Annotated in this window: 16 protein-coding genes; 7 read left to right on the plus strand and 9 right to left on the minus strand. The window is 71.1% G+C overall.

Annotated features, from left to right (window positions below; all coding sequences use genetic code 11):
• The first annotated feature begins 120 nt into the window (after nt 1–120).
• A complete protein-coding gene (locus tag AC1DCT_RS08400; RefSeq protein ID WP_477428531.1) occupies nt 121–687 on the plus strand; it encodes a TetR/AcrR family transcriptional regulator in 567 nt (188 codons plus the stop codon).
• Nucleotides 688–854: 167 nt separating this feature from the next.
• On the plus strand, nt 855–2,330 hold the full coding sequence (locus AC1DCT_RS08405; protein ID WP_477428533.1) for a carboxylesterase/lipase family protein: 1,476 nt from the start codon (nt 855–857) through the stop codon (nt 2,328–2,330).
• Between the two features lie 418 nt (nt 2,331–2,748).
• Here the strand turns inward: AC1DCT_RS08405 and AC1DCT_RS08410 are convergent, their stop codons facing one another.
• The gene (locus AC1DCT_RS08410; protein ID WP_477428535.1) at nt 2,749–6,225 is read right to left on the minus strand and encodes a bifunctional proline dehydrogenase/L-glutamate gamma-semialdehyde dehydrogenase; all 3,477 of its coding nucleotides are present in this window, start codon (nt 6,223–6,225) and stop codon (nt 2,749–2,751) included.
• A gap of 144 nt (nt 6,226–6,369) precedes the next feature.
• On the opposite strand from AC1DCT_RS08410, the gene AC1DCT_RS08415 reads away from it, so the two are divergent.
• Together AC1DCT_RS08415 and AC1DCT_RS08420 are read left to right on the plus strand one after the other, a co-directional pair.
• Nucleotides 6,370–7,266, plus strand: coding sequence for a LysR family transcriptional regulator (locus AC1DCT_RS08415; RefSeq protein WP_440734191.1), 897 nt, complete (start codon nt 6,370–6,372; stop codon nt 7,264–7,266).
• 102 nt (nt 7,267–7,368) lie between these two features.
• Nucleotides 7,369–9,111 (plus strand): PHP domain-containing protein, encoded by a 1,743-nt coding sequence (locus tag AC1DCT_RS08420; RefSeq protein ID WP_477428537.1) that lies wholly within the window; start codon nt 7,369–7,371, stop codon nt 9,109–9,111.
• A gap of 172 nt (nt 9,112–9,283) precedes the next feature.
• Here the strand turns inward: AC1DCT_RS08420 and AC1DCT_RS08425 are convergent, their stop codons facing one another.
• The 8 genes from AC1DCT_RS08425 to AC1DCT_RS08460 all read right to left on the minus strand — a co-directional run bounded on the left by AC1DCT_RS08425 (nt 9,284) and on the right by AC1DCT_RS08460 (nt 18,214).
• Nucleotides 9,284–10,774 carry a sodium:solute symporter family protein gene (locus AC1DCT_RS08425; RefSeq protein ID WP_477429639.1) on the minus strand — a complete coding sequence of 497 codons (1,491 nt, stop codon included), beginning with the start codon at nt 10,772–10,774 and terminating at the stop codon, nt 9,284–9,286.
• 105 nt (nt 10,775–10,879) lie between these two features.
• Complete coding sequence (locus AC1DCT_RS08430) at nt 10,880–12,547, minus strand: thiamine pyrophosphate-binding protein (RefSeq protein WP_477428539.1); 1,668 nt, start codon at nt 12,545–12,547, stop codon at nt 10,880–10,882.
• Complete coding sequence (speB, locus tag AC1DCT_RS08435) at nt 12,544–13,515, minus strand: agmatinase (protein WP_441976861.1); 972 nt, start codon at nt 13,513–13,515, stop codon at nt 12,544–12,546. The genes AC1DCT_RS08430 and speB overlap by 4 nt, the downstream gene beginning before the upstream one ends.
• Nucleotides 13,516–13,709: 194 nt before the next feature.
• Entirely contained in the window at nt 13,710–14,285 is a 576-nt protein-coding gene (locus AC1DCT_RS08440; protein ID WP_477428541.1) for a helix-turn-helix domain-containing protein, read from the minus strand.
• Between the two features lie 36 nt (nt 14,286–14,321).
• The gene (locus AC1DCT_RS08445) at nt 14,322–15,398 is read right to left on the minus strand and encodes a DNA-methyltransferase (protein ID WP_477428543.1); all 1,077 of its coding nucleotides are present in this window, start codon (nt 15,396–15,398) and stop codon (nt 14,322–14,324) included.
• On the minus strand, nt 15,395–16,444 hold the full coding sequence (locus tag AC1DCT_RS08450; protein WP_440734196.1) for a lipoate--protein ligase family protein: 1,050 nt from the start codon (nt 16,442–16,444) through the stop codon (nt 15,395–15,397). Before AC1DCT_RS08450 ends, AC1DCT_RS08445 begins: the two co-directional genes overlap by 4 nt.
• A gap of 41 nt (nt 16,445–16,485) precedes the next feature.
• Nucleotides 16,486–17,355 carry an alpha/beta fold hydrolase gene (locus AC1DCT_RS08455; RefSeq protein ID WP_477428545.1) on the minus strand — a complete coding sequence of 290 codons (870 nt, stop codon included), beginning with the start codon at nt 17,353–17,355 and terminating at the stop codon, nt 16,486–16,488.
• A 115-nt stretch (nt 17,356–17,470) separates the two neighbouring features.
• Nucleotides 17,471–18,214, minus strand: coding sequence for a copper homeostasis protein CutC (locus tag AC1DCT_RS08460; RefSeq protein ID WP_477428547.1), 744 nt, complete (start codon nt 18,212–18,214; stop codon nt 17,471–17,473).
• A gap of 118 nt (nt 18,215–18,332) precedes the next feature.
• Between AC1DCT_RS08460 and AC1DCT_RS08465 the strand changes: the two genes are divergently transcribed.
• Genes AC1DCT_RS08465 through AC1DCT_RS08475 form a run of 3 tightly spaced genes read left to right on the plus strand, consistent with a single transcriptional unit; the run spans nt 18,333 to nt 21,414 of the window.
• A complete protein-coding gene (locus tag AC1DCT_RS08465) occupies nt 18,333–18,779 on the plus strand; it encodes a MarR family winged helix-turn-helix transcriptional regulator (RefSeq protein WP_440734199.1) in 447 nt (148 codons plus the stop codon).
• A gap of 5 nt (nt 18,780–18,784) precedes the next feature.
• On the plus strand, nt 18,785–20,173 hold the full coding sequence (locus AC1DCT_RS08470; RefSeq protein ID WP_441976943.1) for an MFS transporter: 1,389 nt from the start codon (nt 18,785–18,787) through the stop codon (nt 20,171–20,173).
• Complete coding sequence (locus tag AC1DCT_RS08475; RefSeq protein ID WP_440734200.1) at nt 20,170–21,414, plus strand: multidrug effflux MFS transporter; 1,245 nt, start codon at nt 20,170–20,172, stop codon at nt 21,412–21,414. The genes AC1DCT_RS08470 and AC1DCT_RS08475 overlap by 4 nt, the downstream gene beginning before the upstream one ends.
• Nucleotides 21,415–21,569: the final 155 nt, after the last annotated feature.

Below are 21,569 nucleotides of genomic sequence, written 5' to 3' on the forward strand. Positions count from 1 at the left end.
ACCTTGTTTGGTATTTGGATCCGACTCGTATTGTGACACCGAAACCTGAACGCCGCAAGGGTTTCGGTGTCACAAACCGACCGTCATTCATGTTTCGTGACGGACGGATATCCTGATCCCATGGCCAAACGAGGCGCGTACGCGAAGGGCGTCGTCAAGCGCGAGGAGATCCTCGAGGCCGCGCTCGAGATCGTCGGCAGGCTCGGCTATCGCAACGCCTCGGTGCGCGAGATCGCCGACGCCGTGGGGCTGAGCCCGGCCGGCCTGCTGCACTACTTCGGCACCAAGGAGCAGCTGTTCGTCGAGATCCTGCGCGCGCGGGACGCGCAGGACATCGGCGTCAGCGATGAGATCGAGTTCTTCGACGGCTTCCTGCTGGTGGTGCGTCACAACGCCGACGTGCCGGGGCTCGTGCAGCTGTACACCCAGTTGCAGGCCGAGGCGGCCGACCCGACCCACCCCGCGCACGACTTCTTCCTCGAGCGGACGGCGCGGGTGCATGCCGCGGCTCGTGAGGCCATCGCCGCCGCGCAGACGGAAGGGCGGATGCGCAGCGACCTGGATCCCGAATGGATCATCCGCGCCGGGCACGCCCTCGCCGACGGGTTGCAGAACGCATGGATGCTGGATCCGACGATCGACATGGCCGCGGACATCGAGCGGTTCTTCACCCTGCTGAGGCCCTGAATGACCGCTCCCCGGGGTCGTTGAGCGACACTTCGACTCGCTGCGCTCGCTCAGTGCGGGTCTCCGCGAGACGAAACGCCGCCGGTGAGAGCACCGCGTTTCGTCTCGGTCGCGCAAGCGCGTCCTCGCTCAACGACCCCATCGGGGCGGCCGGATACGCTGATCGGATGACCGCCGACGCACCCCTCGCCCAGACCGACACCGGTCCCGTGCGCGGGTTCTGGCGGGGCGAGCCCGGTACCCCCGGCGCCTCGGCCGCATTCCTCGGAATCCCGTTCGCCGCGGCACCCACCGGCGAGCGCCGGTTCGCCGCCCCGCAGCCTCCCGCGCCGTGGACCGAGGTGCGCGACGCGACCGCCTTCGGCCCCACCGCGCAACGCGGCGACAAGGGCGAGACGCTCATCCCCGAACCGAGCATCCCCGGCGCCGCGACGCTGAACGTGAACGTGTTCACCCCGTCGGTCGGCGGATCCCGCCCGGTCATGGTGTGGATCCACGGCGGCGGCTACGTCGACGGCTCGCCCGCGAGCCCCTGGTACGACGGCGCCGCGTTCAATCGCGACGACGTGGTGACCGTGTCCGTGTCCTACCGGCTCGGCTTCGACGGCTTCGGCCTGATGCCGGGCGCTCCGGCGAATCGCGGCGTGCTGGACTGGATCGCGGGGCTGGAGTGGGTGCAGCGCAACATCGCGGCGTTCGGCGGGGATCCGTCGCGCGTGACGATCGCGGGGCAGTCCGCCGGCGCGGGCGCAGTGCTGACCCTGCTCGGCCTGGAGCGCGCGCAGCACCTGTTCCATGCGGCGATGGCCTTCTCCCCCGCATTGGCGGACATCGACCCCGACCTGGCGGCGCGGCGCACGCGGGCGCTGGGCGTGCTGCTCGGCTGCGCGCCCGATGCCGAAGGCTTCCGCGCCGTGCCGGAGCGCACCCTGCAGCGTGCGCAGCCGAAGGCCGCGCTGCTCGGGGCCACGAAGCTGAAGGCCCTGCTCGCCCCGCTCGCAGACGGGCTGCCCTGGGGCCCGGTGGTCGATGGTGACGTCGTGCCGCGGCCCGCCGTGCAGGCGCTGCGGGACGGGATCGGCGCCGACAAGCCGCTGCTCCTCGGGGCCACCGACGACGAATTCACCATGACGATGGACCGGGCTCCCGGCGTCCTGCGGTTCGTCCCCGCAGCGCTCGCGCTGATGCTGCTGAGCCGCGATCGCAGCGTGCGCCGGGCGTACCTCGCCGCGAACCGCGCCCAGCGCCGGCGCGGCACACCGGCGCTGCTCGGCCGGTTCGTGACGGACCGGGTGTTCCGCTCGCTCGTGGTGCGGGCCGCGCAGGCCCGAGGCGACGCCCCCACCTGGGCCTACCGCTTCGCCTGGGTGTCCCCGGCGAAGGGGTGGTCGTGCCACTGCCTCGACGTGCCCTTCTGGTTCGACGTGCTCGAGGATCCGCTCGTGGAGCGCCTGGCCGGTCCCACCCCGCCGCAGCACCTCGCCACCGAGATGCACGGCGTGGCGGCCCGATTCGTCGAGGAAGGCGATCCGGGCTGGCCGCAGTGGCGCACGGATCCGGGGCTCTCGCGCGTCTTCGGTGCTGGACCGGCAGAGCCGGCGCTGTCCGCGACCGCCTACGACGGGGCCCTGCCGCTGGCGTGAGGGCACTCCCCCACACGGGATCGTTGAGGGCGCAGCGGCGGGTCGCGCAAAGCCACCGGGGTCGTTGAGCGACGCTTCGACTCGCTGCGCTGCGCTCAGTGCGGGTCTCCGCGAGACGAAACGCAGCATCTCGCGAGAGCACCGCGTTTCGTCTCACTCGGCCTTCGGCCGTGTTCGCTCAACGACCCCGGTGGGTGGTGGTCCCCGTGCGTAATTCAGGTTGAGTTCGCTCGTGACCGCCCGAATCGATCCATCCGGGCCCTTTGCGGCAGATCCAGCCTGAATTACGTACCGGCGAAGACGACGAACCCGCCGTCCAGTGGGAGCGGGACGGCGGGTTCGGGTCGATACGGGGCGCGACGCCCCGGGCGGATCCCGACGCCGCGGCACGGCGCGCAGAATCGGGATCCAGATCCGATCAGGCGATCGGATCCAGCAGCGGGATGTCGTAGCGGTGCGGCGTACCGAAGCGGTGCGCGGTGACCGAGACCGCCTGCTCGCGCAGGAAGGTCAGGATCTCGACGCGACCGGCGGCGACCACCGGGTTCGCGTACAGCGCGAGGCTGGGCGACCCGTTCACGGCCTCCGCGGTTGCCGCTGCGGCGGTGCCGATGAGGCGCACCCGGCCGTCGCGCGCGGCGAGGCGCTGAGCGTGTGCGGCCCATGCGGCGGCGTCCTCGGTGGCGACGGTCACATCCTGCGTGCCGAGCCAGGTAGCCACGGATCCCGGCAACGGAGCGAGCGTGCTAACGGTCACCCGCGCGCGGGCCCGGCGGCCGGCGGCGACCACACGGATCAGCTCGGCGACGCGGTCGCCCTCGAAGCGCACCGTGACCGGCACGGCCTGGTAGCGCAGCGCATTCTGCTCGGTGGTGAGGCCGGTGGCGTCGCGCACCACGCCGAACTCTTCGGCCCAGGCGTCGATGTCGGTGGCCAGTGCGCCGCGCAGCCACGCGATGTCGGCGTCCGCGTCGCCCGCGGCGGCGAGCGCGCCGACGGCGCCCGTCGCGAGCGCGTCGAGCTCGCGCGTCGTCGAGACGGGCGCGTCGGTCCACTCGGACAGACCGACGAGGTAGTTCGGGCCGCCGGCCTTGGAGCCGGCGCCGACCGCGGCCTTCTTCCAGCCGCCGAACGGCTGGCGCTGCACGATCGCGCCCGTGGTGCCGCGGTTGACGTACACGTTGCCCGCCTGGATCGCGGCGAGCCAGGTCTGGATCTCGTCCTCGTCGAGGGAGTGCAGCCCCGAGGTGAGGCCGTAATCGATGTCGTTGACGACGTCGATCGCCTCGTCCAGGGAGTCGGCGGTCATGATGCCCAGCACCGGACCGAAGTACTCCACACGGTGGAACTCGGATCCGCGCTTCACGCCGTCGCGGATGCCCGGGCGCCACAGCTGGCCGGCCTCGTCGAGCTTCTCCGGCTTCAGCAGCCAGCTCTCGCCCGCGTGCAGCGTGGTCAGGGCGCCGAGCAGCTTGCCCCCGGCCGGGCCGATGAGCGGGCCGATGCGGTTGGAGCCGTCCTCGGGCGTGCCGACGTCGTAAGCGCGCACGGCGTCGACGAGCTGGCGGCGGAACCGCTCGGAGCGCGCGGCGGATCCGACGAGCACGACGAGCGATGCCGCCGAGCACTTCTGACCGGCGTGGCCGAACGCGGCGTACGCGACGTCCTTCGCCGCGAGGTCCAGGTCGGCGGACGGGGTGACGATGATGGCGTTCTTGCCGCTGGTCTCGGCGAGCAGCGGCAGATCCTGACGGAACCCGCGGAACAGCTCGGCCGTCTCGTAGCCGCCGGTGAGGATGACGCGCCCCACGGCCGGGTCGCTCACGAGCTTGGTGCCCAGGTCGCGGCCGTCGAGCTGCACGTACTGCAGCACCTCGCGCGGCACGCCGGCCTCCCACAGCGCCTCGACCATGACCGCGCCGGAGCGGCGGGCCTGACGGGCGGGCTTGATGATGACCGGGGATCCGGTCGCCAGAGCCGAGAGGGTGGATCCGGCCGGGATCGCGACCGGGAAGTTCCACGGCGGCGTGACGACGGTCAGACCGACCGGCTGCATGGTCGCGCCGTCGACATCGGCGAGCTTCTTGGCGCTCTCCGCGTAGTAGTGCGCGAAGTCGATCGCCTCGGAGACCTCGGGGTCGCCCTGCTCGATGACCTTGCCCGCCTCGGATCCCATGACCTCGAGCAGATCGGCGCGACGCGCCTCGAGCACGTCGCCGGCCTTGTGCAGGATCGCGGCACGCCCCTCGGCGCCGAGTGCGCGCCAGGCCTCGCCCGCGGCGACGGCGGTCGCGATCGCGGTGTCGACCTGCTCCGGGGTGGACAGGGTGTTCGCTTCGACCGTCGCGTTGCCGAGTTCGGACTCCTTCATGCGGGCACGGATCGCGTCGCCCCACACCCGGTTCGCCGCGAGCGACGGGTCGGTGTCGGGGGCGTTCAGGAAGCCGTCGGTGAGACCCGGCGCGGCGGGCGCGGTGCGATCCTGCACGCGGTTGGTGCCGGGCACCTCGGTGGGCATCGAGCGCACGGAGGCGAGGAAGCGCTCCTTCTCGCGCTCGAAGAGCGCCGGGTCCGCGTCGAGGTCGAAGACAGCCGACATGAAGTTCTCCTGCGAGGCCCCCTCCTCGAGGCGGCGGATCAGGTAGGCGATCGCCACGTCGAACTCGTCGGGGTGCACGACCGGCGTGTACAGCAGCAGCGAGCCGACGGTGCGCTTGACGACCTGCGCCTGCGCGGAGGCCATGCCGAGCAGCATCTCGAACTCGATGCCCTCGGTGACGCCGCGCTTCTCGGCGAGCAGCCACGCCAGCGCGATGTCGAAGAGGTTGTGACCGGCGACGCCGATCCGCAGGTTCTTGACGTGCTCGGGGCGCAGCGCGTACTCGAGCACGGCCTTGTACGAGGCGTCGGACTGCTGCTTGGTCGACCAGGTCGCGAGCGGCCAGCCGTGCGACTCGGCGTCGACGGTCTCCATCGGCAGGTTGGCGCCCTTGACGACGCGCACCTTGATCGGAGCACCGCCATCGGCCACGCGCTTCGCCGCCCACTCCTGCAGGCGGATCATGGCGCCGAGCGCATCGGGCAGGTAGGCCTGCAGCACGATGCCGGCCTCGAGGGTGGTGAACTCCGCACGGTCGAGGATGTCCGTGAAGACCGCGATCGTGAGGTCGAGATCCTTGAACTCCTCCATGTCGAGGTTGATGAACTTCGCGGATCCGTCCGGCATGCCCTTGAGCGCGATCCGGTACAGCGGCAACAGCGCCTCGGCGGCATCGGCGACGGCGTCGTCGAAGGCCCACGGGCTGTGCGGGGCGACGGTGGACGAGACCTTGATCGAGACGTAGTCGACATCGTCGCGCTGAAGCAGACGACGGGTGCCCTCGAGACGGCGCGCGGCCTCCTCGCGGCCGAGGATCGCCTCGCCGAGCAGGTTGATGTTGAGCTTCACGCCCTGGGTCTCGCGGATGTGCGCGATGGCCTTGCCGAGTTTCTCGTCGCGGGCGTCCACGATGAGGTGGCGCACCATCTGGCGCAGCACCGTGCGGGCCGCGGGCACGACGATGCCGGGGACCATGCCGGCGGTCGCGCCGCCGAGGCCGATCGCGGCCTTCATCGGCGCGGGCAGGAAGCCGGGGGTCAGCGGCACGAGCTCCTTGAGCTTGGCCGCGGCGACCTTGAGGTCCTCCGGGCGCACGACGCCGTCGACGAAGCCGACCGTGAAGTCGAGGCCGTTGGGGTCGCGCAGCACGCCGGCGAGACGCTGACCGGCGGCATCGACGGGCACCTCGCGGCTCTCCACGAGCCACTTCTTGACGAGGGCGACGGCGTCGTGGGCGAGAGCGGAGAGATCGTCGATGCCGGCTGCGGCGGAGACGGGGCTTTCGGTGGCGGTCATGGTTCCTCGTGGGTTCGGTGCCGGGGGTCGGGATCACGCGCGCACGCGCGGGGACGCTCCCAGCATGGATCCGATCTCCCTGCAGGAAAAGCGATCATTCATGACGGATATCATTCGTATATATCGAATGATCGAGGAGGGTCCATGTTCGAGCTGCGACGGCTGCGACTGCTGCACGAGTTCGCCCTGCGCGGCACGGTCGCCGAGGTCGCGCGCTCCCTGTCGTACAGCCCTTCCACGGTGTCGCAGCAGCTCGCGCTGCTCGAACGCGAGGCCGGAGCCGCGCTGCTCGAACCCGATGGGCGCCGTATCAGGTTGACCCCGGAAGGCAGGGTGCTCGCCGCGCACGCCGCGCGCGCCCTCGAACTCGACGAGCAGGCCCGGCAGGCACTCGCGCACGCCCCGGCCGAGGCCGTGCGGATCAGCGCCATGCCCACCGCCGCCGAGACGATCGTGCCCGCCGCGCTCACGGCGCTCGCGCTCACGCATCCGCACCTGCGCGTCGAGATGACCGAGGCCCCGCCCGAGGAGGGCCTGTTCGAGCTCACCGCGCGCCGATTCGACCTCGTGATCGCCGAGCAGTATCCGGGCCACACGCGCGAGCGGCACCCCGGCAACGTGCACGAGCTCATCGGCGAGGATCCGATCCGCCTCGTCCTGCCTCCCGGCGAGCACGCCGCGTCGCTCGACAGGCTGCGCGATCGCGCCTGGGTCATGGAGCCCACCGGATCCGCCGCGCGCCAGTGGGCGGTGCAGCAGTGCCGCGCCGCGGGCTTCGAGCCCGATGTGCGCTTCGAGGCGGCCGACCTGACCGCGCACGTGCGGCTGATCGAGGCCGGCCACGCAGTCGGCATGCTGCCGGATCTGATCTGGGGCGACACGGCGGCGCGCGTCACGCTGGCCGAGCTGCCCGGATCCCCCGTGCGCGAGGTGTTCACGGCTGTGCGCGAGTCGGCACGAGGCTCGGAGGCGATCGGCGCCGTGCGAGGAACGTTGGCGGAGGCGTTCGCGCAGCACCGGCGCCCGCGGCTGAGGGACTGAGCACCCGGCGCGATTCGCCACGCGCAGGACATCGGATGTTTCCTCGCCGTCCATCCGCAGTGCCTAGGGTCCCAGGGTCCCCGACTCCGAAGGAAGCGCCTGATGCACACCCACGACGCCCCGCGCACCCATGCCCTCGACGCCGACGCCGAACTGAGCGCGCTGGGCTTCTCCCGCCGCGACATCCTCCGCACCGCCGGTATCGCCCTCGCCGCCGGCGGGCTGTCGGCCTTCGGCGGAGCCGGCGCAGCGATGGCGAGCACATCCGCGACGCGCCCCGCCGGCGACCCGCAGCTGGCATGGCTCGTGGGCGACCACCACGTGCACACGCAGTTCAGCCACGACGCGAAGTACCGGATGGCCCAGCAGCTCGACGCCGCACAGCACTACGGCGTCGACTGGCTCGCCTTCACGGAGCACAGCAACTTCGCCCACGCCGACCGCGGACTGCCCACCGCGCGCGACCTCATCCAGCAGGAGCGGGATGCCCGCGGCATGCTGATCTTCCAGGGCCTGGAGTGGTACATCCCGGCCGCCGAGCACGCCACCGTGCTGATCACCCCCGGCACCGACGACATCCGCCTGCTGCGCGCCTTCGAGCTGGCCTGGGACGGCAAGCTCAATCACTGGGACAAGCCGGCGGACGCCGCCCAGATGGCGGACTTCGAGCGCCGTGCGGCCGAAGCGGTCGCCTGGCTCGGCGCGCAGAAGTCCGCCGGCGCCCTCGGCGACGCCGTCGTGCTCGCGAACCATCCGATGCGCCTCGGCATCGACTCCCCCCACGAGCTCCGCGGATGGCGCGACGCGGATCCGGACATCTTCATCGGCATGGAGGGCGCGCCCGGTGCGCAGGGATCGGCGATCAGCCAGAATGCCGGACCCGGTGATCAGCGCGGCGAGTACGTGAACGCGCCGCGGCCGGACAGCTGGGCGGCCTACCCCGCGGACGCCTACCGTCCGTACGGCGGGTTCGACTGGGCCACCGCCACCGTCGGCGGACTCTGGGACGCGATGCTCGCCGAGGGCAAGCCCTTCTGGATCACGTCGAACTCCGACAACCACCTCACCGTGAAAGACACCTGGCGCATCGGGGACTACCCGGCCGGTGAACCGTATGCGAGCCTGCCGAGCGAGTTCGACCGCTGGGCCGTACGCGGGATGCGGCCCGATCCGGTCGACACCGGGATGCCCCAGGGCGGCAGCGACTTCTGGCCCGGACAGTTCTCGCGCCTGCACACGGGCGTCACGACGCGCTCCTACGCCGGCGTGCTCGAGGCGATGCGCCGAGGCCGGATGTGGGTCGATCACGGCCACCTGATCGCGGGGCTCGACGTCCAGGTCGGCGCCACCATGCCCGGCAAGGGCAACGGTCGCGGCAACGGCAACGGCGGCGGCTGGGGCAATGCGTCCGGGACGACGGTCACGCTGGGCGGCCGGCTGACCGCGAAGCGCGGACAGGATGTCGTCGTCACCATCACCGTGACCACCACGGACTACGTGAACGCGGCCGGCATCCTGCCGCAGCTCGCGCACGTCGACGTGATCGCCGGGCCGGTCACGGGCACCACGGCGGACGCCGACGCCATGCGTGCGCCCGAGACGCGCGTGGTGCGCCAGTTCGACACCACGGGCAGTCGCGGCACCTTCACCCTGACGCACGTGTTCGAACGGGTCGACCGGCCGTTCTACGTGCGGTTCCGCGGCAGCGACGGCAACCGGACCGGCGCCGGATACCACGGTGCCGCCGTCGACCCCGCGGGTCCGCAGCGGCACGGCGACGGCGAGGGCGACCCGTGGTCGGACACGTGGTTCTACGCGAACCCGGTGTTCATCGACGTGCGCTGAGGCCCGTGATGGGCGCAGCGTCGCATGCGGATCCGCACCGGTGACGATCTGCACACAGTGCGACGATCAGCACGCGTTTCCGCCGGATCCGCGTGCTGATCGTCGCATCCTGTGCTGATCGTCGCACCCGGCGCAGACGCGTGGACCGCGATCGCGCCGGGTGCGGTCGCGCTCAGTGGTGCTGCGGCTCGACCACGACGACGCCGGTCTCCTCGTCGAAGTTGCCCGCCTTACGGTCCTCCCAGCGCTGCAGCACATCCGCGGGCGTGGGCTTGGTCGCAAGGCTCACCACGACGTACACGACGACGCTGGACAGCAGGCCCCAGTAGATGGGTTCGTTCGCGAGCACACCCGAGAGCGCATCACCGGCGATGATGCCGTAGACCACCATGCTTCCGAGGGTCACGGCGGTGCCGACGATCATCGACGCGATCGCGCCGGCGCCGTTCGCGCGCTTCCAGATCAGGCCGCCGAGGATGGAGACCAGCAGGCCGCCCACCAGCACGTCATAGGCCACAGTGAGTGCGGCGACCACATCATTGAGGACGAGCGCGATGAGGGTAGCGACCACGCCGAGGACGACGATGTAGATCTGGTTCGAGCGGATGTCGTGCTCGGGATTGCCCTGACCGATGTCGTGGCTGTGATCGGTTCCCCGGCCCACCAGACGCCGCAGCAGCGGCATCACGTCGGCGCGGGCCACGGTCGCCGAGGCGATGAGCGCACCCGAGGCCGTCGACATCATCGCGGCCACGGCGGCGGCGAGAACGATGCCGGACAGGCCGACCGGCAGGGCGTGCTCGGCCATGGCGGCGTAGACGTCGTCCTTCACGGCGTCCTTCGGCAGCACCGCCGCGGCCGCCGTGCCGATGAGCGCGCCGGCGATGCCGTACAGCACGCAGTAGATGCCGGCCGCCGTGCCGCCCCAGCGGGCGACCTGCGGAGAGCGGGCCGTGAAGACGCGCTGCCAGATGTCCTGGCCGATCAGCATGCCGAACGTGTAGATCACGAAGTACGTGATGATGGTGTCGCCGCCGATGGCGAACAGGTCGAAGTGCGAGGCGCCGACCGTCTCGCCGAGGCGCTTCACGATGCCGTCGTAGCCGCCGGCCTGCGTCCAGGAGAACGGCAGCAGCAGGAAGAACACGCCGACGGTCTTGATGATGAACTGCACCATGTCGGTGAGCGTGATCGACCACATCCCGCCGATCGACGAGTAGATGATCACGATGGCGGCGCCGATCGTGATCGATGCCCAGCGCTCCGTACCGAACAGCACGTGGAAGATCGTCGAGTACGCGATGGTCGAGGTGACCACGAGCATCAGGGTGTACAGCGCCATCACGATGCCGGAGGCCTGGGTGCCGTTGATGCCGTACCGCAGCTGCAGCATCTGCGCGACCGTGTACACCTTCAGCCGCTGGATGGCCGGGGCGAACAGCAGGCTGAGCAGCAGCAGGCCGACGGCGATGGCGACGACGAGCCACATGCCGGAGATGCCGAACTTGTAGCCGAGGCCGACGCCGCCGACGGTGGACGCACCGCCGAGCACGACCGCGGCCATGGTTCCGGTGTAGAACCCCGGGCCCAGGCGGCGCCCGGCGACCAGGAAGTCCTTGGAGTTCTTGGTCCTGGTCTTGCCCCAGAACCCGAACGCCAGCATGGCGACGAGGTAGATGATGATGATGGCGATATCCACGAGGGCTCCTTTGTCGTGCGTGGAGGGGACGAATGATGATCCGGCGTCTCGGGCGAGGACCGGCGTGCGTCAGGTGAGTTCGAACATGCGCAGCAGCGCAGGCAGCACGACCACGACGGGTCCGGACTGCCGGAAGGTGCCGGCGACGATCTCGCCGAGGGTGTCGAGGGTGGCTTCATAGGCGGGGACGCCGAACGCGGCGGACAGCGCCACGAAATCGGGCCGTGCCAGCTCGGTCGCCGTGGCCTGCCCGAAGGCGCCCTCCATGTACTCGCGGAGGATCCCGTAGCCGCCGTCGTCGACGATCAGCCAGGTCACGTTGGCGCCGTGCTGTCGGGCGGTGGCGAGCTCGGCGATCGAGTACATCGCGCCGCCATCGCCGGACACGGCGAGCGTGCGACGGCCCGTGCCGATCGCGGCGGCGATGGCTGCGGGGAACGCGAAGCCGAGCCCGCCCGCGCCCTGCGCGGAGTGGAACCCGCCGTCCTCCGGATCCCACGCCGACCAGGCCCAGTAGGCCGCGATCGTCATGTCCCAGAAGGTCTGCGCATCGGACGGCACCGCCGCGCGCAGGTCGCGCAGCAGGTTCCGTTCGGTCGCGAGGTCCTGCCCCGCGAGGCGCTCCTCGACCCGGGCGCGCAGTTCGGCCGCGATCCGGGCGCCGCGCAGGTTCGCGTCCTGCCGCGTGGTCTCGACGGTTTCCGGATCCGCGGATCCGTCGGCGGATCCGGATCCCTCCAGCGCGTCCGCGATCGCGCCGAGCGCGAGACCGGCGTCGGCATGGATTCCCAGCACCGGATGGTTCGACCCCAGGGCGCGCGGCTCGGCGTCGATCTGGATCAGCCGCCCGCGGGGCGCGAAGGTGAAGTAGTTGCTGGTGACCTCGCCGATCGTGCTGCCGACCACCAGCAGCACATCCGCGTCCTCCAGGAGGTCGGTCGTGCAGCGGTCTTCGATCCAGCTCGCCGCGGAGAGCGGGTGATCGAAGCGGATCGCACCCTTGCCGCCCGCCGTCGAGACGACCGGCGCGCCGAGCGCCTCGGCCACTCGCAGCAGCTCTGCGGATCCGGTCGCCGACCTGCGCACCCCGCCACCGGCGAGGATCACCGGCCGCTCGGCTCCGGCGAGCAGGCGCGCAGCCTCGTCGACGAGCTCGGCGCGGGCCGGACGGACCGGCACCGCGGCGGAGAGGTCGCGGACCACGGGGATCGTCGCGCGATCCAGCAGCACGTCCTGCGGCACCTCCACCCAGACCGGGCCCGCCGGCACGGTCTGGGCGAGCTCCCAGGCCGCCAGGATCGCGCTCGGAATGTGCGCGGAGTCGCGCACCAGCGCGGTGCTCTTGGTGACGTTCTGCGCGCTGCGCTGCTGATCGTCGAGCTGGTGCAGCAGACCGTTCTTCTGCCCGCCGAGACCTCGGCGGGGGATCTGCGCGCTGATCACGAGCACCGGTACGCCGGTCGCGTACGGCTCCTGCAGCGCACCGAGGGCGGTGAGGGCTCCCGGCCCGGTCGAGACGAACATGACCGCGACCTCGCCGGTCGCGCGGGCATAGCCGTCTGCACCGAAGGCGGAGTTGTTCTCGACGCGTGAGCTGACGAACTCGAGGTCGCTGCGGCGGATCGCGTCGAACAGGCCGAGGGCGTGCTGCCCCGGGATGCCGAAGATGTGCGAGACGCCGAGCGCGGTCAGCGTCTCGACAACCACGTCACCGCCGTTGCGGATGTGCTCCGTCATGCGGAGGCCCTTTCCGCGGCATCGGCCGCGTGCTTGTCCGCGAGCAGCGACACCAGGTCGTACGCGATGTGCGAGGCCGCGACGCCGGTGAGCTCGGCGTGGTCATAGGCCGGCGCGACCTCGACGACGTCGGCGCCGATGATGTTCAGCCCGCGGAAGCCGCGCAGGATCTCGAGGATCTCCCGGCTCGTGATGCCGCCGGCCTCGGGGGTGCCGGTGCCGGGGGCGTGCGCGGGGTCCAGCACGTCGATGTCGATCGAGATGTACAGCGGGCGGTCGCCGATGCGGTCCCGCAGCTTCGCGACGGTCTCGACGACGCCCTGGTAGTAGACGTCGGCGCTCGTGACGATGCCGAACCCGAAGCGACGGTCGTCCTCGAGGTCCTTCTTGCCGTAGAGCGGTCCGCGCGTGCCGACGTGGCTGAGCGCCTCGGTGTCGATGATGCCCTCTTCGAACGCCCGGCGGAACGGCGTGCCGTGCGTGTACTCCGCGCCGAAGTAGGTGTCCCAGGTGTCCAGGTGCGCGTCGAAGTGCAGCAGCGCGACCGGCCCGTGCCGTTTGGCGGCGGCGCGCAGCAGCGGCAGCGCGATCGTGTGATCGCCGCCGAACATCACCAGCCGGGTGTCGTCGGCGGTGAGGTCGAGCGCGGCCTGCTCGATCGTCTCGATCGCCTCGCCGATGTTGAACGGGTTCGCCGCGATGTCGCCGGCGTCGGCGACCTGGGCGAGCTCGAACGGCGAGACGTCGAGCGCAGGGTTGTACGGGCGCAGCAGCCGCGAGGCCTCACGGATGTGATTCGGCCCGAACCGTGCTCCGGAGCGGTAGGAGACCCCGCTGTCGAACGGAACCCCGGCGACCACGATGTCGGCGCGTCCGACCTGGTCCAGACGCGGGAGCCTGGCGAACCCGTCGCGCCCGGCGTACCTCGGGATCAGCGAACTGTCGACAGGACCAATCGGAACCACCACGGCGACCTCCTCGACGCACCATACTCATCCAAGAGTTGTTCTGGATGAATCCTTAGTTGCCTATTTGACAACTTTCGATGTGCGCGAATCTAGCAGCCGCGCAGGACGCACGTCAAGGCCTCGAACCGGATCTCGTCCTCAGCACCGGCGCAGGGCCGGCGATCGGCCTCCGACGGCTCCGCGGGGTCTCGCCGTCAGGCCCAGGCCGCGGGCGCGAAGACCCAGATCAGCTCGGCGCCCTCTTCGCCCTCGGTGCGCCAGCTGTGCGGCTCGCTGCCGCGGAAGGTGACCGTGTCGCCGGGACCGAGTTGCCAGTCCCGATCCGAGAAGCGCACCGAGACCCGCCCGCTCAGCACGTGCAGCACCTCGACCTCGGCAGCGATCGTGTACAGCTGCCCGCCACCGTGTCCGCCGGCGGAGACCGTCGAGCGCATGACCTGCACGCGCGACTCCCCACGGGGCGAGAGCAGCCGCTCCTCGACCCCCGTGCCGCCGAAGTTGATCTGCGGGCCGGTGCCGGCCGGGACCACCCGCACGTCGGGAGCCTCGAACAGCGAGCCGACCGAGATCGAGAGCACGTCGCACAGCGTGATGAGCGACGCCACGCTCGGCGAGGTCAGATCGCGCTCGACGCGCGAGAGGAAGCCCTTGGTCAGGCCGGTGACCTCAGCGACTTCGTCGATCGTGAGGTACTGCGCTTTGCGCGCCGCACGCAACCGCGAACCGATCGCGACCGGTCGGCTGTTCGGATCCACGGGCAGGGAGCGCATGGATCCACACGCTACCCGAGTTCCCGGGCGCCCCGGTCAGCCTTCGCGAAGCGTCGCATGCGGGATCCGCTGCCGCATCACCCGCACCGCCTCCGGGCTGACGTCCACGAGCAGTGCGTCGCGGCCGAGCGCGGACGCGACGGCGCCCGCGGTGCCGGATCCAGCGAACAGGTCCAGGATCCGATCTCCCGGGCGACTCGACGCCTGGATCATGCGGCGCAGGATCCCCTCCGGCTTCTGGGTCGGATACCCGGTCTTCTCCCGCCCCGACGTCGGCACGATCGTGTGCCACCAGACGTCGGTGGGGAGCTTGCCGCGCTCGCGCTTGGCAGCGCTGACCAGGCTCGGCGCCATGTACGGTTCGCGCTCGATGTCGTCGACGTTGAACACGTGCCCGCCCGGCGTCTTCACGTAGACGAGGATCGTGTCATGCTTCGTGGGCCAGCGGGTGCGCGGCTTGGCGCCGTAGTCGTACGCCCAGATGATCTCGTTCAGGAAGCAGTCCCGCCCGAACACCGCGTCGAGCATGACCTTGGCGTAGTGCGCCTCGCGATAATCGAGGTGCAGGTACAGCGTGCCGTCGTCGGCGAGCAGCCGCCAGGCCTCCTCGAGCCGCGGCATCAGGAAGTCGCCGTAGTCGTCGAAGCGGTCGTCGTAGGCGTGCAGCAGCTCGCGCACCCGCTCGTAGCGGTGCCCGTGGAAGCCGTGGTTGACCTCACGAGGGCGCTCCTCGGGGGTGCGCTGTTCCGTTCTCAGGATGGATTTCGCGGATCCGCGGATTTCGGGCACGGAATCGGCCGTTTTTCCGGATCCATCCTGAATTGCGTCCGCGGAGCGGTCGGCACGGCGGCTCGAGACCGCATGCCGCTCCTGCGTGCGGCCGGTGTTGAACGGCGGATCCAGGTAGACGAGCGTGAAGGATCCGTCGGCCAGCGTGCGGGCCACGTCGAGCGCCTCGCCGTGCACGATCTCGACGACGCCGGTTCGCGCGCCCGAGTTCGATCCGGTCCCTGAGCTTGTCGAAGGGACCACGCCGTAGCCGGACGCTTCGACAGGCTCAGCGACCGGAGCTGCCTCGGCGACCTCGGCGACCGGCTCTGGAGCGCCGCTCATGGGACTCGGTGCAGCCACGCCTCGGTGGCGAACTTCGTGCGCACCAGGTCCTCCGCCGCCTCGTATTCGTCGGCGGCGATCGTGCCGTCCTCGGCGCCGGTGACGGCGCGGAAGGTGTCCTTGAACCGCTCGATGATCTCGGCGCGGCTGAGGCCTGTCTGGCTGCGCAGCGGATCCACGCGCTTGGCCGCGGAGGCGGTGCCCTTGTCGCTGAGCTTCTCGCGCCCGATCCGCAGCACCTCGGTCATCATCTGACCGTCGATGTCGTAGGAGAGCGTGGCGTGGTGCAGCACTCCGCCGTTCGCGAGGCGCTTCTGCGCGGCGCCGCCGATCTTGCCGCTGGGGCCGGCGATGTCATTGAGCGGCTGGTAGACGGCGTCGATGCCGAGCGAGCGCAGCGCCTGCAGCACCCAGTCGTCGAGGAAGGCGTAGGAGTCGGCGAACGTCATGCCCTGCACGAGGGTCGCCGGCACGTACAGCGAGTAGGTGATGATCTGACCGGCGGCCATCATCATCGCGCCGCCGCCCGAGATCCGGCGGACGACGTCGAAGCCGTGCTTCGCAGCTCCGGCCGGATCCACCTCGTTGCGATAGGACTGGAAGGATCCGATCACGACCGCGGACTCGTCCCACTCCCAGATCCGCAGCGTGGGACGGCGGCGACCCTCGCCGACACGGGTGGTGAGCACCTCGTCGAGGGCGAGGTTCATGCGCGGCGAGACGGCCTTGTCGTGCACGATCTCCCAGTCGAAGTCGCGCCAGCCCGGCGCCGTCACGAGCGCGCGGCGCACCGCGGTGCCGACGGCTTCGGGGGTGAGTCCGAGCAGTTGCGCCCCTGCCGGCAGCGCGGCGCGCACGGCGGCAGCGATGGCTGAGGCATCGGTCTCGACGGGCAGCCCCGTGACCGCGGCGTTGATGTCGTCGAGCGCGTCGTCCGGCTCGAGGAAGAAGTCCCCCGCCAGCCGGAAGTCGGAGATCGCGCCGTCCGTCACCTCGAAGTCGACGACGACCAGCTTGCCGCCAGGAACCTTGTACTCACCGTGCACCGGTCCAGCCTACGCGGCGCGGGCCCCCGCGGCCCCGCGGCTCAGTCGCGGGAGGGGACGCGCTTGTCGAGCCAGGCGAGCAGGTCGGCGCGCACCTCGGCCTGCTGCAGCTCGTTGAAGATCTCGTGACGCGCGTCGGGGTAGACCAGCGTGGTGACGTCGCTGAGGCCCGAGCGGTTGCGGTAATCGTCGGCGAGGCGGTGCACGCTGCGCGGTCCGCCCACCGGGTCGTCGCGGCCCACCATCAGCAGCACCGGCACGTCGTTCGGATAGTCCTTGCCCGGGCGCCCGTAGAGGCGCGCGGCCTCGATCGGCCCGAACAGCTTCAGCAGCGGCACCTCGGTCGTCAGCGGGTCGGCGCGGAACGCCTCCCACACCGCAGGGTCACGCGTGAGCCACTCCAGTCCGTGCGCGTCCGGCCCCTTCCATCGCGCGTTCAACGGCATCGAGTTGAGGTCGGTCGGGGTGCGGTGGGCGGATCCGGTGAGGATCACGGCGTCGTACGCCTCGGGGTGTGCATTGAGCACCATCTGCGCGAGGAACGACCCCCAGGAGTGGCCGAGCAGGACGAGCGGGAGTCCGGGGTTCTCGCCGCGGATGAGCTCGGTCAGCTGCCATTCGTCGGCGACGACCGCGCGGATGCCGCCGGGGCCCAGCCGGCCCAGCTTCGCCGCGTCGCCGTGCTGCTTCATGCCTGTGCGCCCGTGCCCGCGGTGGTCGTCGGCGTAGACCGTGAACCCGGCGGCGGTGAGCGCTGCGATCAGCGCGCCGTAGCGACCCGCGTGCTCGCCCACCCCGTGCAGCAGTTGCACCACTCCACGCGGGGCGACGCCGGAGGCTGCGGGATGGACGTCGTAGACGATCGCGATGCCGTGTGCGTCAGTGAACTCGGCGGTGCGGGTCTCAGCCATGCCCCGAGTCTACGGATCCGACGCCCGCACGCCGCATCGGGTCGGCAGATGACGCGGTCGGCGCGCTCACCGAGGCCGCATCGCGGGGCGACCCGCGTCGATGCGCCGGCTCGTGTCAGAGCCCGAGCGCGGCGCAGACCGCGCGGGCCTCCTCCAGGTCCGTGACCTCGTGGCCGCCGCCGTCGTCGGCCGCGGATCCCATCCGCACGGATCCGGACGCGGCGACCGTGCGCTTGGCGGAGAAGTGCAGGGCGTCCACCCCGGTCGCGGCGATCTCGGCCGCGTTCGCCGCGGTGACGCCGCTGCCGGCCATCACCTCGATCCGGCCCGCGGCTGCCGCGACCAGAGCGCGCAGCACGTCCACGCCGTCGCATGCGGCCGACGCCCCACCCGAGGTCAGCACGCGCGTGAGGCCCAGGGCGAGCGCGACATCGAGCCCGGCCCGCGGATCCGGGGTGACGTCGATCACCCGATGCAGGGTGACGGCGGCGTCAGGGCTCGCTTCGCGGGCCGCGTCACGCAACCGCGTCAGGGCGTCCGCATCGAGCTCGCCGGCGGCCGTCTGCGCACCGATCACCACACCGGCCGCGCCGTGGGCGAGCATCCAGCGCACGTCGCGCACCGCGGTCGCGATCTCCTCCGCGTCGTAGTGGAACCCGCCCGCACGCGGACGCACCAGCACGTGCACCTCGGGACCGTCATGCGATGCCGCCTCTACCGCGAGCTCGAGCGTCGCCGGCGACGGCGTGAGCCCGCCGAGGGCCAGGGCCTGGGTCAGCTCGACGCGGCGGGCGCCGATCTCGCGGGCGACACGTACTCCGGCAGCGTCCTGAACGGCGACTTCGAGCGCGAGGGGCATTCGTCCATTCTCACCGGTCGCCGATGCGAGCGGAACGGACGCGCTGGCATTTGTTCAGCCTCCTGCCTACTCCGATCCAGCCCCATGCTCTCGAATACTTAGTTAGGCTATCTAAGCAATGACTACCGAGAACCTGCACGAGACCGCCACCGAACTGCGCCTCGCCACGTTCCGACTCGCCCGCCGCCTGCGCTCCGTGCGCGCCGTGGACAGCCGCAACACGGCGATGAGCGACGCCCAGCTCGGCGTGCTCGCCGCGCTCCGCGCGCACGGCCGCCACTCCCTCACCGCGCTCGCCGATCGCGAGCGCGTCACCGCCCCCACGATGAGCGCGGTCGTGACCGGGCTCGAGGAGCAGGGCTACGTCACCCGGATCCCCGATGACCAGGACCGGCGCCGTGTGCACGTGGAGATCACCGCCGCCGGTGAGAAGGTCGTGGTCGAGACGCTGGAGCGGCGCACGGAGCTCCTGGTCGCCGAGATCACCGAACTCGGCCTGACGAGCCGCGAGCTCACCGTGCTCCACGAGGCCAGCATCCTGATGCGGAAGCTGGCCGAGCTGTGAGCCAGATGTTCCGCTCCTTCGGGGTCTTCAACTACCGGATTTGGTTCTTCGGCGCGATCGTCTCGAACATCGGCGGCTGGATGCAGTCGACCGCGCAGGACTGGGTCGTGCTGACCGAGCTCACGCACAACGACGCCACGGCGATGGGCGCGACCATGGCGCTGCAGTTCGGGCCGCCCCTCGTGCTGGTCGGGCTCACCGGACGGGTCGCCGACCGCTTCGACCGGCGCCGGATCCTGCTCGTCACGCAGAGCACCCTGATGGCGCTCGCCATCGCGGTCGCCGTGCTCCTGCTCACGCACGTGATGACCCTGCCGCTCATGCTCGTGTTCGCGGCGTGCTTCGGCGTCGCGAACGCATTCGACGCGCCCGCGAGGCAGGCGTTCGTGTCCGACATGGTCTCGATGGAGAACGCCTCGAACGCCGTCGCGCTGAACTCCGCGTCCTTCAACATGGCGCGCCTGATCGGCCCTGCCGTCGGCGGCCTCGCGATCGTCGCCCTCGGATCCGGCTGGGTGTTCGTCGCGAACGCGGCCACGTTCCTCGCGATGATCGTGGCGCTGCTCCTGATCCGCACCCGCGAGCTCATGCCCCGCCCGAAGAACCGCCGCGCCGGCGGGCTCATCGTGGGCATGCGGTACGTGGGCAGCCGGCCGGATCTCCTGGTCGTCTTCGCGATGGTCTTCCTCATCGGCGCGTTCGGCATGAACTTCCCGATCTTCGCGTCGACCATGGCGCTGGAATTCCACAAGCAGGCAGACGGATACGGCGTGCTCAGCTCGGTGCTCGCGATCGGATCCCTCACCGGGGCCCTGCTGGCCGCACGCCGCGATCGTGCCAGGGTGCGGGTGCTCATGATCGCCGCCGGCGGGTTCGGCGTCGCATCGATCGTCTCGGCGCAGATGCCGAACTACGTCTCCTACGCCGTCACGCTCGTGTTCGTCGGATTCTCCACGGTGACCATGCTCACGACGGCGAACGGATACGTGCAGACGACGACGGATCCGGCCCTGCGCGGCCGCGTGCTCGCGCTGTACATGGCCGTCGTGATGGGCGCGACCCCGATCGGCGCCCCGATCGCGGGCTGGGTGGCCGACGCGTTCGGGCCGCGCGCGGCGATCATGGTCGGCGGCGCCGCGGGACTGCTGTCGTTCGCGATCGGCGCCGGCTGGATGCTCTACTCCGGGCGGCTGCATCGCCGGGAGGAGTCCCGCTTCCTGCTCACCCTCGATGAGACGCGTCCGGTGCGGGTGGTCGAGGCGATGCGGCGCGCCGTGACCCCGCCGATCACGAGCGCGACCACGCCGATCCGGGTCGAGCCGCGCGCGGCGGGCTCGAACGCCGGGGAACGCCCCGACGGAGTCGGCCGCCACGGCTCGGGCGACGACGAGTGAGCGACGCATCCTCGGCCGAGAACGCACGTGCCCGTCGTTCGCTGCTGCCCGCGCTCGGCGCGCTCTCGGCGTTCGGGCCGCTCTCGATGGATCTGTACATTCCGGCGCTGCCCGCGCTCGGCCACGAGCTGCACACGACGGAGGCGCTCGCCCAGGTGACCATGAGCGCGTGCCTCATCGGGCTCGCCCTGGGCCAGCTGCTGTGGGGTCCGATCAGCGACCGCTACGGGCGCCGCCGTCCACTGCTGTGGGCCGTGGCGGGCTTCGCGGTCGCCTCGCTCGTGTGCGCGGTCTCGCCGTCGATCGAGCTGCTGATCCTTGTGCGACTGCTGCAGGGGCTGTGCGGCGCAGCGGGGATGGCGATCGCCCGTGCCGTCGTGCACGACGTGTACGCGGGGGCGGAGGCGACAGCGGCGTTCGCCGCGCTCACGGCGATCGCGGGCGCGGCCCCGGTGCTCGCGCCTCTGCTGGGCGGCGCACTGCTGACCTTCACCGACTGGCGCGGCCTGTTCGTCGCGCTGGGCGCGATCGGCGCATTGCTGCTGCTGACGGCGGCACTGTTCGTGCCGGAGACGCACCCCCGCGCCGAACGCACCACCGGCGGGCTCGGCAACGACCTGCGCGGCATCGGGGCGGCTCTCGGCAACGGGCCGTTCATGGTGTTCGCGCTCACCCTGGGCCTGGCCTCTGCCGGGTTCTTCACCTATCTGCAGATGTCATCGTTCGTGCTGCAGAACCAGTTCGGCGTCGATGCGCAGGGCTTCGCGCTGATCTTCGCCGTGAATGCCGGAGGCATCATGCTGGGCGCCTGGATCAGCCGGCGCCTCGCGCGCCGCCCTTCGAGGACCTCAGGGACCGAGGGCCGCGGCCGCCTCGACGCTCGCCGCGTCGTGCTGATCTCGCTCACCCTCGGCACCGCAGCAGCCGCGGCCGTGCTGCTGAGCGGGCTGCTGCACAGCCCGCTGCCGTGGCTGCTCGCGCCGCTGTTCCTGCTCGTCGGCCTGCACGGCGTGAACAACCCGACGCTGACCGCCCTGGCGCTGGGCCGCATCACCCGCGGGGCCGGATCCGCCTCCGCCGTGCTCGGAACACTCGCCGCGTTGCTGGGCGCGCTGGTGCCGCCACTGCTGTCGCGGGCGGGGGTGTCCGCGACTCTGATGGGCGCCACCATGCTGGTCGCGTTCGCCGCCGCGCTGGCCCTGCTCGCCGCGACCGGGCGCATCACACGCGCACGAGGCTGACCGGATCCGCCCCGCGCCCGATCGCGACCGGCCCACCTCCGCTCACTGGTCGCAAAGTGCGGCCTCGCCCGCGGCAAAGACGCAATTCGCGTCCAGTGAGCAGGGTGGAACTGCGAAGTTCTTACGGATCCGTGATCTCGGCGCCCCTCGAATCC

Source organism: Microbacterium sp. 10L49, assembly GCF_056395125.1.